Annotated in this window: 16 protein-coding genes; 4 read left to right on the top strand and 12 right to left on the bottom strand. The window is 70.2% G+C overall.

What is annotated here, in order from left to right; translation table 11 throughout:
- The first annotated feature begins 111 nt into the window (after positions 1–111).
- Complete coding sequence (locus AVS7_RS13465; RefSeq protein ID WP_020228932.1) at positions 112–1,083, top strand: tripartite tricarboxylate transporter substrate binding protein; 972 nt, start codon at positions 112–114, stop codon at positions 1,081–1,083.
- Between the two features lie 7 nt (positions 1,084–1,090).
- On the opposite strand, the gene AVS7_RS13460 is transcribed toward AVS7_RS13465, so the two are convergent.
- Together AVS7_RS13460 and AVS7_RS13455 are read right to left on the bottom strand one after the other, a co-directional pair.
- Positions 1,091–2,059 carry a tripartite tricarboxylate transporter substrate binding protein gene (locus tag AVS7_RS13460; RefSeq protein WP_020228931.1) on the bottom strand — a complete coding sequence of 323 codons (969 nt, stop codon included), beginning with the start codon at positions 2,057–2,059 and terminating at the stop codon, positions 1,091–1,093.
- A gap of 77 nt (positions 2,060–2,136) precedes the next feature.
- Positions 2,137–3,120 carry a fumarylacetoacetate hydrolase family protein gene (locus AVS7_RS13455; RefSeq protein WP_020228930.1) on the bottom strand — a complete coding sequence of 328 codons (984 nt, stop codon included), beginning with the start codon at positions 3,118–3,120 and terminating at the stop codon, positions 2,137–2,139.
- A gap of 69 nt (positions 3,121–3,189) precedes the next feature.
- Here AVS7_RS13455 and AVS7_RS13450 point away from each other — a divergent pair, with 69 nt between their 5' ends.
- The 3 genes from AVS7_RS13450 to AVS7_RS13440 all read left to right on the top strand — a co-directional run bounded on the left by AVS7_RS13450 (position 3,190) and on the right by AVS7_RS13440 (position 5,537).
- The gene (locus AVS7_RS13450; RefSeq protein WP_020228929.1) at positions 3,190–3,978 is read left to right on the top strand and encodes an IclR family transcriptional regulator; all 789 of its coding nucleotides are present in this window, start codon (positions 3,190–3,192) and stop codon (positions 3,976–3,978) included.
- Positions 3,979–4,025: 47 nt separating this feature from the next.
- Positions 4,026–5,171, top strand: a complete 1,146-nt coding sequence (locus tag AVS7_RS13445) for a DUF3108 domain-containing protein (protein ID WP_020228928.1) — start codon at positions 4,026–4,028, stop codon at positions 5,169–5,171.
- Between the two features lie 75 nt (positions 5,172–5,246).
- Positions 5,247–5,537 carry a DUF3567 domain-containing protein gene (locus tag AVS7_RS13440; protein WP_024001556.1) on the top strand — a complete coding sequence of 97 codons (291 nt, stop codon included), beginning with the start codon at positions 5,247–5,249 and terminating at the stop codon, positions 5,535–5,537.
- A gap of 4 nt (positions 5,538–5,541) precedes the next feature.
- Here AVS7_RS13440 and AVS7_RS13435 read toward each other — a convergent pair whose 3' ends face one another.
- The 10 genes from AVS7_RS13435 to narH form a co-directional block, all read right to left on the bottom strand.
- Positions 5,542–6,621, bottom strand: coding sequence for an AbrB family transcriptional regulator (locus AVS7_RS13435; RefSeq protein WP_020228926.1), 1,080 nt, complete (start codon positions 6,619–6,621; stop codon positions 5,542–5,544).
- A gap of 23 nt (positions 6,622–6,644) precedes the next feature.
- The gene (locus tag AVS7_RS13430; RefSeq protein ID WP_020228925.1) at positions 6,645–8,840 is read right to left on the bottom strand and encodes a tetratricopeptide repeat protein; all 2,196 of its coding nucleotides are present in this window, start codon (positions 8,838–8,840) and stop codon (positions 6,645–6,647) included.
- 148 nt (positions 8,841–8,988) lie between these two features.
- On the bottom strand, positions 8,989–9,540 hold the full coding sequence (locus AVS7_RS13425; protein WP_020228924.1) for a hemerythrin domain-containing protein: 552 nt from the start codon (positions 9,538–9,540) through the stop codon (positions 8,989–8,991).
- The gene (locus AVS7_RS13420) at positions 9,537–9,974 is read right to left on the bottom strand and encodes a hypothetical protein (RefSeq protein WP_020228923.1); all 438 of its coding nucleotides are present in this window, start codon (positions 9,972–9,974) and stop codon (positions 9,537–9,539) included. The genes AVS7_RS13425 and AVS7_RS13420 overlap by 4 nt, the downstream gene beginning before the upstream one ends.
- 13 nt (positions 9,975–9,987) lie before the next feature.
- A complete protein-coding gene (locus tag AVS7_RS13415; protein ID WP_024001555.1) occupies positions 9,988–10,608 on the bottom strand; it encodes a nitroreductase family protein in 621 nt (206 codons plus the stop codon).
- A 1-nt stretch (position 10,609) separates the two neighbouring features.
- Positions 10,610–11,287 carry a carbonic anhydrase gene (locus tag AVS7_RS13410; RefSeq protein ID WP_020228921.1) on the bottom strand — a complete coding sequence of 226 codons (678 nt, stop codon included), beginning with the start codon at positions 11,285–11,287 and terminating at the stop codon, positions 10,610–10,612.
- Positions 11,288–11,296: 9 nt separating this feature from the next.
- Complete coding sequence (locus AVS7_RS13405; protein ID WP_020228920.1) at positions 11,297–12,106, bottom strand: peptidylprolyl isomerase; 810 nt, start codon at positions 12,104–12,106, stop codon at positions 11,297–11,299.
- A gap of 70 nt (positions 12,107–12,176) precedes the next feature.
- A complete protein-coding gene (gene narI / locus AVS7_RS13400) occupies positions 12,177–12,908 on the bottom strand; it encodes a respiratory nitrate reductase subunit gamma (RefSeq protein WP_020228919.1) in 732 nt (243 codons plus the stop codon).
- Positions 12,905–13,600, bottom strand: a complete 696-nt coding sequence (narJ, locus tag AVS7_RS13395) for a nitrate reductase molybdenum cofactor assembly chaperone (protein WP_020228918.1) — start codon at positions 13,598–13,600, stop codon at positions 12,905–12,907. Before narJ ends, narI begins: the two co-directional genes overlap by 4 nt.
- 11 nt (positions 13,601–13,611) lie before the next feature.
- A complete protein-coding gene (narH, locus tag AVS7_RS13390; RefSeq protein WP_024001553.1) occupies positions 13,612–15,135 on the bottom strand; it encodes a nitrate reductase subunit beta in 1,524 nt (507 codons plus the stop codon).
- Positions 15,136–15,148: the final 13 nt, after the last annotated feature.

Below are 15,148 nucleotides of genomic sequence, written 5' to 3'. Positions count from 1 at the left end.
ACCGGTAGCAGGATTCCGTACTGGTCAGCGCGCCCGCCCCTGCCTACATTGCCCTTGCCGGCCAGCCCCGCGCACCGCGCCCGGCAGCCCCAACGACAAGGAGACAAGCACATGAGACATGCCTGGGCCACAGCCCTTTGCACCGCCGCCCTCGCGGCCTTCTGCTCCGCCGCGACCGCGCAGCAGGACTACCCTGCGCGCCAGCCCGTGCGCCTGGTCGTGACCTTCGCCCCCGGCGGAGGCTCCGACACCATCGCGCGCTCGCTCAACGCCCGGCTCGGCCAGGCGCTGGGCCAGACCGTCATCGTGGAGAACAAGGCGGGCGCGGGCGGCACCATCGCCACCGACTACGTGGCCAAGTCGCCGGCCGATGGCTACACCGTGCTGTTCGCGGTGTCCTCGCACAGCATCAACCAGGCGCTCTACCCCTCGCTGCCCTTCAACACCGAGCGCGACCTGCGCGGCGTCACGCTCATAGGCGCGCTGCCGCAGGTCGTCGCGGTGCACCCGTCCGTGCCCGCGGGCAACCTGGCGCAGTGGCTCGAGCTGGTGCGGCGCGATGCGCAGTACCGGCAATACGCCTCGGGCGGCATCGGTTCGCCGGGGCACCTGGCGGGCGGCCTGCTGCAGTCCATGGCCAAGCTGCCGCTGGAGCACGTGCCCTACCGCGGCGCGGGCCCGGCCATCAGCGACGTGGTGGGCAACCAGGTGCCGGCCATGATCGGCACGCTGAGCGCCGCCCTGCCCCACATCCGCAGCGGCAAGCTCAAGGCCATCGCCGTCACGTCCGCCGAACGCTCGCCGCTGCTGCCGGACGTGGGCACCATCGCGGAGTCGGTTCCGGGCTACGAGTCCGACACCTGGATCGGCACCTTCGTGCCGCGCGCCGCGCCCGACGCCGTCGTGCGCAAGCTGCACGCGGCCACGGTGGCCGCGCTGCAGGACCCGGCCACGAAGACGCGCATGGAGTCGCAGGCCGGACGCATCGCAGGCGCGCCGCCCGAGGCGCTGGACGCGCTGGTGGCGCGCGAGATCCGGCAGTTCACCCAGGTGGTGCGCGAGCAGAACATCCACCCGGAGTGACGCGCGCTCAGTCCAGCTTCACGCCCGTGGCCTCGATGACCGGGCCCCAGCGCCGGGCCTCGGCACGGGCCATCGCGTGGAACTGCTCGGGCGTGCCCGGCAGGGCTTCCATGCCGAAGTCGCGCATGCGCTGGGCCACGGCCGGGGCGGCCAGGGCCTGGTTGATCTCCTCATTCAGCCGCGCGGTGACGGCTGGTGGCAGGCCTGCGGGCGCCAGCACGCCCTGGAAGGCGTAGACCTCCGCATCGGCCACGCCCACCTCGGCCAGCGTGGGCACGTCGGGCAGGCCGGCCACGCGCCGGGCCGCGCCGATGGCCAGCGCCCGCACCTTGCCCGACTGGATCACGGGCAGGCCCGCGGCCAGGTCCAGGAACATGCAGGGCACCTGCCCGCCCATCACGTCCTGCAGCGCGGGCGCGGCGCCGCGGTAGGGGATGTGGGTAAGGAAGGTCCTGGTGCGGTGCTTGAACAGCTCCATCGCCAGGTGGTGCGGCGAGCCGTTACCGGGCGAAGCGTAGTTGACCTTGCCGGGATGGGCGCGCACGTAGGCCAGGAAATCCTTGAACGTCTGCGCCTCGAAGGCCGGGTGCACCACCAGCGCCAGCGGGAAGCGCGAGAGGCCGCCCACGTAGGTGAAGTCGCGCTCGGGGCTGAAGGGCAGCTTGCGGAACAGGTGCTCGTTGTAGGCCAGCAGCGCGTTGTCGGCGGACATGACGGTGTAGCCGTCCGGCCTGGCGGTGGCGACGATCTGCGCGCCGATGTTGGTGGAAGCGCCGGGCCGGTTGTCCACCACGATCTGCTGGCCCAGGCCGGTGCGCATGGCCTCGGCCACGGTGCGCGCGAGCACGTCGGTGCCGCCGCCCGCCGGATAGGGCACGACCCAGCGAATCGGCTGCGCCGGGTAAGCGCCTTCAGCGCGCACCCACGGTGCCGCGGCGGCGGCCGCAAGGGCGGCCAGGAGGTGTCTGCGTTCCATCGTTGTCTCCTTTGCTCTTTTTTGCATAGCTGTTTGCGCTTGCTGTACAAGCGCCAGGGGCCGATTTGGCTCCGAACTCACCGGGGCGCGGCGATGCTTTGCTCGATGGCGCCGAACAGGCTCTGGCCGGCCTTGTTCTTCATCTCGATGCGGATGGTGTCGCCATACTTCATGAATTCCGTGCCGGGCTGCCCGTCCTGGATGGTCTCGATGCAGCGCTTCTCGGCGATGCACGAGTAGCCCTTGGCCCAGTCCTTGTTGCTCACCGTGCCGCTGCCGACGATGGAGCCCGCGCGCACGTTGCGCGTCTTGCAGATGTGGGCGATGAGCTGGCCGAAGTGGAAGGTCATCTCCGGTCCCGCATCGCACATGCCGACCCGGCGGCCGTCCCAGGTGGACTGCAGCGTGAGGTGCACGCGCCCGCCGTCCCAGGCATCGCCCAGTTCGTCCAGCGTCACGGCCACCGGGCTGAACGCCGTGGCGGGCTTGGACTGGAAGAAGCCGAAGCCCTTGGCCAGCTCGGCCGGGATCAGGTTGCGCAGGGACACGTCGTTGGCCAGCATCACGAGACGGATGCCGTCGAGCGCCTGCTCGGGGCCCGTGCCCATCTTCACGTCGCCGGTGACCACGGCGATCTCGGCCTCGAAATCGATGCCCATGGATTCGCTGGGCACCACCACGTCGTCACACGGGCCCAGGAAGTCGTCGCTGCCGCCCTGGTACATGAGCGGGTCGGTGTAGAAGCTGGCGGGAACCTCCGCGTTGCGCGCTTTTCGCACCAGTTCGACGTGGTTGATGTAGGCCGAGCCGTCGGCCCACTGGTAGGCCCGCGGCAGCGGCGCCATGCACTGCTGCGGATCGAAGGGGAACGGATGGCGCGCGCGGCCCGCGTTGAGCTGGTCGTACAGGTCCTGCAGCTGGGGCGAGAGGAAGTTCCAGTCGTCCAGCACCTGCTGCAGGCGGCTCGCGATGCCGGTCGCATAATGGGCCGTACTCAGATCGCGCGAGACCACGACAAGCTGGCCATCGCGCGATCCGTCTTTGTAGGTGGCGAGTTTCATGGTTTTCCAACACCTAATTTCGGTTTGGTAAATTGATTTAACTAAACAGAACGGCAAATTCTAGGATAGATGAACAAAGAGCGCGTCGGCATCCAGTCGGTGGAAGTAGGCTTCGCACTGCTCGACGCCCTGGCGCGCGCGCCCGGCGCGCTCATGCTCAAGGACCTCGCATCCGAAGCCGGCATGAGCGCCGCCAAGGCGCACCGCTACCTGGTGAGCTTCCAGCGCCTGGGCCTGGTCGCACAGGATGCGCGCACCGCGCGCTATGACCTGGGGCCTGCTGCGCTCAAGTTAGGGCTCGCTTCGCTCTCGCGCCTGGATGCCGTGCGCCTGGCGCGCGAGCGCATGCCCGCGCTCATGGAGCAGATCGGCCACACGCTGGCCCTGGCCGTGTGGGGCAACCGGGGGCCGACCATCGTGCACTGGGAAGAGGCGCCCCGCGCCGTCACCGTCAACCTGCGCCTGGGCGACGTGATGCCGCTGCTCGGCTCGGCCACGGGCCGCTGCTTCGCCGCCTGGCTGCCGCGCGAGAACACCGCTGCGCTGCTGGAGGAGGAGCTGGCATTGGCACCCCGCCACCCGCACCTGCCCCGGGACGCTGCCGCCATCGAGGCCCTGCTGCGCGAGGTGCGCGAACGCCGCTGCGCCCGCGTGGTGGACACGGTGCTGCCGGGCATCGTGGCCTTCTGCGCCCCCGTGTTCGACGCCGACGGCCACTTGGCGCTGGGCATCACCACGCTGGGCCCGGCCGCCACCTTCGACCCGCAATGGGGCGGCGCCATCGAGCAGCCGCTGCGCGCCGCCGCCGAACAGCTCTCACGCGACCTGGGCCACACCCCGCCGGGCCAGGGCTTGTGAATGCCATGAACGCGATCCCCTTTCACGGCATTCACAAGCCCTAACCCATGCCGCGCCGCGCTCTGCTTCTGCTCACCGCCCTGGTGCTGGCCCTGCACTGGCTGGTGCTGGTGGGCCTGCCGCTGGGCGCCACGGGCGAGGGGCAGCCCCGGCGCATGGCCTTCCACACGCGCATGGTCGAGCCGCCGCCCCCGCCACCGGAGGCCATCCCCGCGCCACCTCCGCCGCCGCCCGCCGCACCGCGCCCCCGGCCGGTGCGCAAACCCAAGCCGCCGCCACCGCCGGCGCCTGAACCGGCGCCCGTGCCGGCACCAGAGGAGGCCGCAGCGCCCGCAGACCCCACGCCCGTATCGCCCACGGAGACGGCAGAGGACGTGCCCGCGGCCGAGGCTCCGCCCCCCGAGCCGCCTGCGCCGGCAGCCTCCGCCGAGCCGCCTCCCGCCCCGCCGCAAGCCGCCGCATCCACCCCGGCCGCAGCGCCTGCCGAGAGCGCCGGCGTGGACATCCAGCCGCCCGGCGCCACGGGCGCGGCTCCGAGCAGCGAGCCCCCGCCCGTGCGCCTGCCGCCCTCCACGCGGCTGTCCTTCGACGTGCGCGGCGAGGTCAAGAAATTCCACTACAACGCCAGCGCCGAACTCGTCTGGCGCCAGGACGGCGCGCGCTACGAGGCGCGCCAGCAGGTCCGCGCCTTCCTGCTCGGGGCGCGCTCGCAAAGCAGCGTGGGACGCATCACGGCGCAGGGGCTGCAGCCCGAGCGCTTCGGCGACAAGGCGCGCAGCGAACAGGCCGCGCACTTCAACTTCGACACGCACGAGGTCATCTTCAGCGCCAATACTCCGCGCGCCACCATCGGCGAGGGCGCGCAGGACCGCCTGAGCGTGTTCATCCAGCTCGGCGCCATGCTGGCCGCCGCGCCCGACCGCTACCCCACGGGCACGCGCATCACGCTGACCACCGTGGGCGCACGCTATGCCGACCGCTGGACCTTCACCGTGGAAGGCCCCGAGACGCTGGACCTGCCCGCCGGTCCCACGCCCGCGCTGAAGCTGCAACGCCTGCCCCGTCACGACCGCGACCAGAAGGCCGAGCTGTGGCTGGGCAGCCAGCTCGGCTACCTGCCCGTGCGCATCCGACTGACCCAGGGCAACGGCGACTTCGCCGAGCTGTCGCTGAGCGGCCACGAGGCCCCCTGATTTCCGTGGAATACTGGGACGCCCTTGAACTCCCGCCACCCGCCGTCATCTGACCCTTATCTACAGGGGAACGCCATGCACATGCTCTACGACTCCGACTCCTTCGTGGTGGTCCACATGCTGCCGGACGCCGACCGCAGCGGCGTCGCCGACGACGCGCTCCCCGCCGCCCCGCAGCTCGTGCGCCACGGCTTCGAGATCGTGGACAAGCGCTCGGGCAAGGAGGTCTACCTGGACGGCTCCTGGGCCGAGATGTTCCAGCAGCAGATCCTGGCCTGGCAGCGCGACGCCCCCACCCAGGAAGAGGTGGAGGATACGCTGGACGGCTACGTGGGCCTGGCCCAGAACCCCGTGGTCGTCCACTGACGGGTCAGGACGGCGCTTCCGCCGCCCCATACACCCAGCGGTACATCGGCGCCACCACCAGCAGCACCACCACCAGCCGGCAGACCTGGAACGCCGTGACCACCGGCACGCCGAGCTGAAGCACCTTGGCGGTGATGGACATCTCCGCGATGCCGCCCGGCGACGTGGCCAGCACCAGCGTCACCCAGTGCAGCCCCGTGGCGCGCGCCAGCACCCAGGCAAACAGCGCGCACACCAGCATCAGCCCCACCGTGCCCACGGCCACCGACGCCAGCCAGCGCGGCGCCGTGCGCAGGAAGGCACGCCGGAAACGCACCCCCAGGCTCACGCCGATCACCAGCTGCGCCGCATTCACCAGCGGCTGGGGAATGGCCGTCAGCGTGACGCTGGCCATGGTGAGCGCCATGGTCACCAGCAGAGGGCCGATGAACCACGGATTGGCGCGCCCCAGGCGCAGCATAAGCAGCGCGCCCGCGCCGGTGAGCGCGGCCAGCAGCGCCAGTCCCTCCGGCTGCACCATGCGCGGCGGCGGCGCCAGCAGGTCCACGCCGTGCAGGCCGCTCCACTGCAGCGCGAAGGGGATGCTGACGGTGACGATCACCAGCCGCAGGCTGTGGCTGGCGGCCACGAGGTCGGTGCGCGCATGCTGGCGCTCGGCCAGCAACGCCATCTCCGACGCGGCGCCGATGGCTCCTGCGAAGTAGGTCGTGGCGCGCATCGCGGGCGCCGGCACGTCGGGCATCAGCGGCGCATGCATGCGGTGCAGCCACGCGCCGAAGGCCCAGCCCAGCAGCAGCGCCCAGCCGATGGCCAGCGCCACGGCCCACCAGAGGCCGGCGACCAGCGCCGTGACCTCTGGCGTGAAATACAGGCCCAGGATCGCACCCAGCGTCCACTGCCCCGCATTGCGCAGCGGCGCAGCGCTGTCGGTCGGCGCGCCCAGCATCGACAGCAGGGCCGTGCCCAGCAGCGGGCCGAGCATCCAGGGCAGGGGCGTGTCCAACTGCAGGCACAGCAGCGCGGCGGCCAGCGCGGCGGCCAGGGTGAACGCGACGCGCGACGCGTAGGCAAGGGACAGGGGCATGGTGGGCGAGTCCGCCGCGTGCGTCAGACTTCGATCACCTCCGGCGGCAGCCCCTGGAGCGCCCGCTCGTGCATGGCGGCGTAAGCGGCCTCGATGTGGCGCGCCTGCAGCGCGGCGTCGAACAGCGGCGCGCCCGGCAGGTGGGCGTGCAGTTTGTCGCGCAGTCCCTGGAGCTGCGCTGCATCACGGGCCAGCGCGATGGCCCGGGCCTCGAAATCGGCCTGCGTCCCGGTCACGAGTTCGGGCAGGCCCACGGCATGCAACAGGCTCGCGGCAACCCGGCTGGCGAAGGACTGGCCTCTGCAAGTCAATACCGGCAACCCTGCCCACAGCGCATCGCTGGCGGTGGTATGCGCGTTGTAGGGCAGAGTGTCCAGGAACAGCCCCGCCAGGCGGTGGCGCGCCAGGTGTTCGTCCAGCTCCATGCGCGGGGCGAACACCAGTCGCTCGGGCGCGATGCCACGCGCCTGAGCCTCGCGGCGCAGGTTGGCGGCGGCGGCAGGGTTGTCCTCCAGCAGCCAGAGCACGCTGCCCTCGACTGCGTGCAGGATGCGCATCCAGCCATCGAACGTGGGCGGCAGGATCTTGTAGTTGTTGTTGAAGCAGCAGAAGACGAATCCGTTCGCGGGCAGGCCCACCTCCTCGCGGGTAAAGACACGCCCGGAGATGCGGCGCTGGCCGTCGTTGACCTGGTAGCTGTGGGGCAAGTAGACCGCTTTTTCGGTGAAATAGGCTTGCCCCTCTGGCGGCAGCACCACCTTGTCGGCGATGACGTAGTCCATGTAGTCAGCTCCTGTGGTGCCGGGGTAGCCCAGCCAGCTGACCTGAACGGGCGCGCAACGGAACGAGAAGATTTCGAAACGCATGTCCTGGGTGAACCCCTTGAGGTCGACAGCGATGTCGATGCCCAAGTCACGCGACAAGCGGGCAATTTCCTCGCCGCTACGCTCGCGCACGTCCAGGAAGTGGTCGAACCCAGCTTGCAGGCGGTGGCGCATGGGATCCTGCGAATCCGGCCCGAACGAGAAGGCGAACCATTCGAAACGCTCGCGGTCGTGCCGCTCGAACAGCTCTGCCATCAGATACGCAGTGGCGTGGGCGTGGAAATCCGCCGAGTAATAGCCAACGCGGATCTTGCCGCCCGGCGCGCGCGCGGGCAGGGGGCCGAGGACAGGCTGCGCCGCATAGTCCGACTCCGCCAGATTGCGCGCAGCCTGCAGATGCAGGCCCGGAGAGTCCAGCATCCCGAGCACATGGAAAGGCATCGCCGCCGGCCGCCGTTCAACGATGGCCTGCCCAAGCCGCGCAACGCCCTCCTGCATACGATGCCAGTCACTGACCAGCATCTTGGCGTGGAGCAACTCCCCCAACAGCAGCGGCAAATCCGGCGCCAACTGGTACGCCTTCTCCAACTGCTGCTGCATCGCGCCATACTGCTTGTAGTCCTTGAGCAGCGTGGCCATCAATTGCCGCGTCTGCGCCTGCTCCGGCTTGAGGCGGATCGACTCGCTAAGGTCGGCGTAGGCTTGCTTGTGGTTCTTCAACTGCAAGTAGGCCGTGCCCCGGTTGTTCAGGGTCTCGGCACATTGCGGCTGCAGTGCCAGGGCTTGGTCGCAGGCGGCGATGGCCTCCCTCGATCGCCCGATCCGCAAAAGCGCAACGCCCCGGTTGCTGTGCGCCCGCGCCACCTGCGGCGCATAGGCGATCACCTCGTCCATGCAGGCCAGCGCCTCGGCGTATTGCTTTAGGGCCAGATGAATGCAGCCGAGGTTAAAGCGCGCCTGCACGTGGCCCGGCTCTATTTCCAGCACGGTGCGGTAGCTGTCCGCCGCGTCTTGCGCCCGGCCCAGGGCTTCCAGCACCGCGCCTCGGTTGTAGTGGGCCAGCGCCAACCGGGGCGACAGGACGATTGCTTGCTCGAACGAGGCCAGCGCCTCTTCGTTACGCTGCAGGCCCAGGAGAGCGTTGCCGCGGTTGAAATGGGGGTCTAGGTAATCCGGCTGCAGAGCGATGGCCCGGTCGTAGGCGCGCACGGCATCCGCTGCGCGGCCGGCATGCATCCATTGGTTGCCCTGGGCGTTGCAGCCCTGGGCATCGCCGGGCAGTGCCGCCGGCTGCGGAGCGGCCGGCATGCGCAGCGCATATTGGAAGCCGCTGAGGGCGCCGGGCCGGGCCGCTCCGAAGTTCTGGCCGAAATAGGGTTTGCTGTTGTTTGTCACGGTGATTGCAATGCGCAATGGGTGCGCCAAGCCGCGTAGGGTGTGGGACGGACCAGTCTAGCCGAACCCTCGGCGCATGCAGGACCTGAGCAGAAATTGGCCCCCAGCGCTTGCCCAGCAATCGCAGACAGCTATATTTTCAGGAGCATCAGCGCACTGCACCACGCCGCGCGGCCATTTCCCGGCCCATGGACTGCTGCGCCTGCGCGTCGAGCACGGCGCGCGCGGCGGGGTAGAGGCTGTCGTCCTCATGGCGCAGGTGGTCGGCGTAGCACCCGGCGAAACGCTCCAGCGCGGCCTCGTGTTCGGGCGTGAAGGATTGCAATGCACCCTGCGCGAGCTGCTCCAGGGGCTGGCGCGCCTCGGCCCAGCAGGCGGCCATGCGCACGTGGTCGCGCTGCATCTGGTGCACGAGGTCGGCCACGTGCCCTTCGGCGTGGGAGGCCAGCAGCGCGGGGAAGACGTGCAGTTCCTCGTCCTCGTGGTGCAGCGGCGCCGCGATGTCGAAGTAGCGCAGCACGTCGCGCGCGGCCTGGCGTGCGGAGTCGTCGCAGCCCTTGTCCTGCAGGTAGGCGCGCAGGCGCTGCAGCAGATCGAGCGAGCGGCGCACGCGGTCGTGGCAGGCGTCCAGCATCTCGAAGGGCTGGTCGAACCCTGCGCCCGGCGTGTGCAGGCCGGGCAGGGACACGCGCGAGGTCATGCGGCCATCCTCCGGTCGCCCAGCCGCACGGGCATGCCCTCGCGGTTGAAGGGCAGGTAGGCGCCCAGCGCGCCGGTCTTCACCGCCTCCACCATGCGGCGCAGCAGCCGCTCGGCGTCCTCGTCGGACGGCGCGCGCGCGGGCGTGCCGGTGAGCGCGGCGGTGAACACCAGGCTCCAGGGCTGGCCGGGCTGCTCGAACTGCTGCGATTCGCGCAGCAGCGCGTCGAACGATGCCACCTCGCTGGGGAGCTTGTCCACGCACATCAGCGGCACCAGCGCCCCGCCCTCGCCCTGCATGAAATGCGCGCGCTGCGCGGGCGTGGCGCCCACGGGCAGCTCCGTGCCCACGAAGACGAACAGCAGGCGCTGGCGCTCGCGCCGCGTGCGGGCGATGCGCAGCAGATCGTCGAAGTTGTTGATTTCCCTCTTCATGGCGGTCTCCTTGTCAATCAGTCCAGGGCTGCACGCCCTGCCCCGGCACCAGGATGCCGGTGTATTGCGCGGGGCGCGGACGCCCGCGCGCGGGTTTGCGCGACAGCACCGTGCCCACGCTCACGAAGCACAGCGCACGCTCGTCGGCCGCCAGGCCGAACAGCGTGCGCAGCGCGTGCGACTGCAGCGCCTTGCCGCTGGTGAGCGCCGAGCCGAAGCCCTGCGCGGTGGCCGCGAGCAGCAGGTTCTGCAGCGCGCAGCCGGCGGAGGCGGTGCGCTCGCGGGCGTCGATCTCCGCCGGATCGCCCCCTTCGCGCACCACCGCCAGCAACAGCACGGGCGCGCGCTCGGCCTTTTCGCGCGCCTGGGCCTGCTGCTCGGGCGTGGCCTGCGCGTCGCGCTCCAGCAGCGCCTGTGCGAATGCCTCGCCCAGCGCGGCGCGCGCCTCCTGCGGCACCAGCACGAAGCGCCAGGGCAGCAGGCGGCCATGGTCCGGCGCGTGGCCCGCCGCGGCCAGCAGGGCGTGCAGCTGCGCGGCGTCGGGCCCCGGCGCGCCGAGGCGCTTGGGCAGCACGGTCTCGCGCGCCTGCAGCAGCGCGGCCAATGCAACGGGGGAAGGCAGGGGTCCGGTCATGTCAATCGATCAATACTTGCCCGTCATGCTCCACATAGGGCGGATACGGGCCGGTGCCGCTGCTGCTCGCCTGCGAGGCCGCGACGAAGCCGCCACTCTGGACGTCGAACACATGCACCTCCCCGTCCTCAATCACGTAATGCCAGCCGTGCAGCGTGATGAGGCCCTCTTCCACCTTGCGGCGCACCATGGGGTAGTCCATCAGCCGTTCGAGCTGCAGCACCACGGCGCGCTGCTCGGTGCGGCGCAGCGCCTCGGGGCCGGGCTGCACCGGCAGCACCGCCTCGCGGCCCAGGTCCAGCCAGCGCTGGAGGTTCTGCGCCTCGGGCGAGACCTCACCATACAGCGCCTTGATGGCCCCACAGTGGCTGTGGCCACAGACCACGATGCGGCGCACGTGCAGGCTCAGCACGGCGAACTCGATGGCCGCCGCGGTGCCGTGGTGGCCGTAGGAGCCGTCGTAGGGCGGCACGAAGGCGCCCACGTTGCGCACCAGGAACAGCTCGCCCGGCTCCGCGCCCGTGAGCAGGTAGGGCACCAGGCGCGAGTCGGAGCAGCCGATGAACAGCGTGGTGGGGTGCTGTCCCTCGTCCACCAACGCCTGGAACTGCGCGCGGTACTGGGGGAAGGCGTCCTGCTGGAAGCGGCGCAGCCGCTGCAGCAGCTCGTCGTCGGGCATGCACGCCCCCTACTGGACCAGCGGCGTCTCGGCCGCATCGAGCTGCACGCCGTGGAGTTCGGCCGCGCCCGCGAGCAACTGCAGGTATTGGCGCAGCGCGTTCACCCAGGCCTGCTGGCGCAGCACCAGGGCCACGCTGGCACGCACTTCCTCGAAGGCGGCAGGGCGGCCAGCCTCGCGCGCGCAGACCTCGACCACGTGCAGGCCGAAGCGGCTGTGCACGAGGCGCGCGAGCACGCCGACCTCCTGCGCGCCGAAGACCTCGCGCGCGAATTCGGGCGCACAGTCGGCGCGCGTGAGCCAGCCGAGTTCCCCGCCCTGGGCGGCGCTGGGGCAGTTGGACCACTGCCGCGCGGCCTCGGCGAAGCGCACGCCGCCGTCGTCGGCGCAGCGCAGCTCGATCAGCAGCGCCTCGGCGCGCTGGCGCAGGCGCTGCACGTCCACGCCGGGCGTGACGGCGAACAGCACATGGCGCAGCCGCGCGCGCTCACCCTGGCCGTGCAGCGCGGGGTGGGCGGCGTGGTAGCGGCGGCAGGCTTCTTCCGACGGTTCGGGCACCTGCAGCGCCCGGTCGAGCAGGCGTTCGATGGCCTGCGCCGCCTCGGCGCTGGTGGCACCGTCCAGGCCCGGCGCATCGCCTGCGGCCAGCAGTCCCTCGCGCTGGGCCTGCTGGCGCAGCAGCTCGGTGCAGGCGCGCTGGCGCAGGGCTTCGGGCGGCAGGTGCTCGCCCTGCGCATGCAGCGGCACGCCGTTCACGCTGGCGGGCGGCGCGCTGCCGGCGCAGCCGCAGGCGCCCGATCCGCAAGAGGTGGTTTCCATGGCGTTCTCCATTCCTTCTAATCCAAATTACGCTCAAAACCTTATGGGACAAGCGCTGGCAGCTATCAAATCAGATGCGCTGGTTGCTGGGCTGGTTCTGGCCGGGCGGCAGGTTGAGGCGCCGCGCACGCACAAGCTGGTAGGGCCGCGCGATATAGCCCAGCGTGCCGAAGCCGCTCCACACGTGCACCAGGCGCGTGAACGGGAAGATGAGGAACACCGTCATGCCCAGGAACATGTGGGCCTTGAACACCCAGCCCGCGCCGGCGAGCATCTCCACCGCGCCGGTGCGGAAAGTGACGATGCGCTGTGCCCATTCGGCCAGGCGCATCATCATGGAGCCATCCAGGTGCTGCGCCGACAGCGGAATGGTGGCCAGGCCCAGCGCGAGCTGCACCCACAGGATCCACAGCAGCAGGATGTCGCTGGTCTTGGAGGTGGCGCGGATGCGCGCGTCCGACAGGCGCCGGTGCAGCAGCAGCGTGACGCCGGCGAAGGCCAGCAGGCCCGCGATGCCGCCGCTCACCATGGCCATGAGCTGCTTGTGGCCCGCGCTCATGAAGTGCTCGTACAGGAAGTGCGGCGTGAGCATGCCCACGGTGTGGCCGAAGAACAGGAACAGCACGCCGACGTGGAACAGGTTGCTGCCCCAGCGCAGGCTGCCGGTGCGCAGCAGCTGGGACGAATCGCTCTTCCACGTGTACTGGTCGCGGTCGAAGCGCGCCCAGCTGCCGATGAAGAACACGGCCAGGCAGATGTAGGGGTAGATGCCGAACAGCAGGGTGTCGATCCAGGCGGTCATACCGATGCTCCTTGGTGGTGGTTGCCCGCGTTGCGGACGAAATGCAGGGGCTGCGCCTCGCCGGGGCGGTTCTGGCCGCGCGTGCTGCAGCCATCGAAGGCGGCGGGCTCGGCCCAGGTGTCGTCCAGGCCCGGCTCGGGCGCGAGGGGCACGGCCTGCGCACGCTGGCCGGCGGCTTCCAGCACGGCCGCGATCACGCTGGCGTAGGGGTTGCCGCGCTCCAGCAGCGCCGTGAACAGCGCGTTGAGGATGTGGGCCATCTCGCCGAGGAATTCCTGCGCGATGGCCGGCGGCTGCGTGGAGGCAAACTCCAGCACCACGGCCAGGTGGTCGGGCAGCTCCGGCGCGTCGAAGAACAGGCCGGCGCGCTCGTAGGTCTGCTGCAGGTCGATGAGCGCGGGGCCGCGGTCGCGCGAGTCGCCGTGCACGTGCTCGAACAGGTGCAGCGAGGTCTGGCGGCCGCGGTCGAAGGTGTCCACGTAGCGCGCCTCGGCCTCGTAGGGCTCCAGTGCGCAGACCTGGCGGCACAGGACCTCCAGCTCGCGCACGCGGGCGGCGGGCAGGGTCTGCTCCAGGCGCAGCGCGTCGATCAGGTCGGGCATCTGCGCGCGCAGTTCGGCATCGGGGTAGCCCACGAGGCGCGCGAGGGCGCGCAGCGTCAGGCGCAGGGATTCGGGTGCGTTCTTGAACATGTGCGCGCTCCTCAGACCACGGCCTTGATGGGAATGGTGCGGGGCTTCTTGCCGCCGAACATGCTCGCGTCGGTGGAGCCGTCGGAGCAGCCGTTGCCGAACGAGAAACCGCAGCCGCCGCGCACGTCGAAGGCGTTCTCGGCGTATTCGCGGTGCGAGGAGGGGATCACGAAGCGGTCCTCGTAGTTGGCGATCGCCATCACGTGGTACATGTCCTCCACCTCGTGCAGCGTCAGGCCCGCCTGCTGCAGCACGGCGAGGTTCTGGCGCTGCTCCACGTGCTTGTCGCGCTGGTAGGCGCGCATGGCCAGCATGCGCTCGAGCGCGCGCACCACGGGGCCGGTGTCGCCGGCGGTGAGCAGGTTGGCCAGGTACTGCACGGGGATGCGCAGCTGCGACACGTCCGGGATCTCGCCGTTCACGCCGATGTGCCCCGCGTTGGCAGCGGAGGTGATGGGCGAGAGCGGCGGCACGTACCAGACCATGGGCAGCGTGCGGTACTCGGGGTGCAGCGGCAGCGCCACCTTCCACTCCACGGCCATCTTGTAGACGGGGCTGTGGCGGGCGGCCTCCATCCACGCGTCGGGGATGCCGTCGATGCGCGCCTGGCGGATCACATCGGGGTCGTTGGGGTCCAGGAAGATGCCGAGCTGCGCCTCGTACAGGTCGCGGTCGCGCTCCACGCTGGCGGCTTCCTCGATGCGGTCGGCGTCGTAGAGCAGCACGCCCAGATACCGGATGCGGCCCACGCAGGTTTCGGAGCACACGGTGGGCTGGCCGGCCTCGATGCGCGGGTAGCAGAAGATGCACTTCTCGGCCTTGCCGGTCTGCCAGTTGTAATAGATCTTCTTGTACGGGCAGCCGGAGACGCACATGCGCCAGCCGCGGCACTTGTCCTGGTCGATGAGGACGATGCCGTCCTCCTCGCGCTTGTAGATCGAGCCGCTGGGGCACGAGGCCACGCACGCCGGGTTCAGGCAGTGCTCGCACAGGCGCGGCAGGTACATCATGAAGGTGTTCTCGAACTGGCCGTAGATGTCCTTCTGCACCTCCTCGAAGTTCACGTCGATGCTGCGCTTGGCGAACTCGCCGCCGAGGATTTCCTCCCAGTTCGGGCCCCACTCGATCTTCTCCATGCGCTGGCCCGTGATCAGGCTGCGCGGGCGCGCGGTGGGCGCGGCCTTGGACTCCGGCGCCGACTGCAGGTGGTCGTAGTCGAAGGTGAAGGGCTCGTAGTAGTCGTCGATCTGCGGCAGGTTGGGGTTGGCGAAGATGCGCATGAGCAGCTTCCACTTGCCGCCCTGGCGTGGGGCGATGGAGCCGTCGGCCAGGCGCGTCCAGCCGCCGTTCCACTTGTCCTGGTTCTCCCACTCCTTGGGGTAGCCGATGCCGGGCTTGGTCTCGACGTTGTTGAACCAGGCGTACTCCATGCCGGGGCGGCTGGTCCACACGTTCTTGCAGGTGACCGAGCAGGTGTGGCAGCCGATGCACTTGTCCAGGTTCAGCACCATGCCGATTTGTGCGCGTATTCTCATCGTGGTTCTCCTT

The sequence above is a fragment of the Acidovorax sp. MR-S7 genome (assembly GCF_000400995.2).
Classification (GTDB): Bacteria; Pseudomonadota; Gammaproteobacteria; order Burkholderiales; family Burkholderiaceae_C; genus MR-S7.
The sequence above is the reverse complement of the archived record's forward strand: the minus strand, read 5'-3'. Positions and strand labels throughout refer to the sequence as shown.